This window comes from Paenibacillus sp. S29 (assembly GCF_049319765.1).
In the GTDB taxonomy this organism is placed as follows: Bacteria; Bacillota; Bacilli; order Paenibacillales; family Paenibacillaceae; genus Paenibacillus; species Paenibacillus polymyxa_B.
On the sequence record NZ_JBMOUI010000054.1, the window covers coordinates 1 to 887 of the forward strand.

Sequence of the window (887 nt, forward strand, 5' to 3'; positions counted from 1 at the left end):
TGGAACTGCTGATCACCAGCTCGGATAGCTGCAGTGTGACAGACTACCGGGTGCTGCAAGAACGGTTTGGCGCGGATGTTCGTATTATGAACAGCTATGGCGTCACGGAAGCGGCAATCGACTCTAGTTTCTACGACGAAGAACTGTCGAAGCTGCCAAGTAGCGGCAATGTGCCGATTGGTCAGGCGTGGCTGAACGCACGCTTCTACATCTTGGACAGCCAGTTGAATCCGGTGCCGATCGGCGTACTGGGCGAGCTGTGCATTGGCGGTGCCGGGGTGGCACGAGGCTACCTGAATCGTGCGGACCTGACGGCCGAGAAGTTCGTGGCAAACCCGTACGTACCGGGTGAACGATTGTACCGCACAGGTGACTTGGCGCGGTGGATGCCGGACGGCAATGTGGACTTTATCGGCCGGATGGACTATCAAGTGAAAATCCGGGGCTACCGGATCGAGCTGGGCGAGATTGAAACGGCGATCCAGCGGGCACCGGGTGTGCGTCAAGCGGTAGTCATCGACCGGACGGATGAGCGTGGGCACAAGTACTTGTGCGGATACATCACGGGAGAAGCTGAGCTGCGGATTGAGGAGGTACAGGCCGAACTGGAAGCCGGGCTGCCAGCGCACATGGTGCCTGCACGTTTGATGCGACTGGAGACGATCCCCCTGACGAGCAACGGAAAAATCGACCGCAAGGCCTTGCCGGAACCGGAAGGAAGTATTCATACCAGTGCAGCCTATGTCGCACCGCGTACCACGGTGGAGCAAGTACTGGCTGCGGTATGGGCTGGAGTACTCGGCGTGGAAGCGGTAGGCACGCAGGATAACTTCTTTGAACTGGGCGGCGATTCGATCAAAGCGCTGCAAGTATCCTCCCGATTGCTG

Annotated in this window: 1 protein-coding gene; it reads left to right on the forward strand. The window is 58.6% G+C overall.

Annotation, left to right across the window (positions count from 1 at the left end; all coding sequences use genetic code 11):
- Positions 1 to 887: non-ribosomal peptide synthetase (locus tag ACL9RM_RS26415; RefSeq protein ID WP_414126695.1), on the forward strand; the 887-nt coding region annotated here is incomplete at both ends.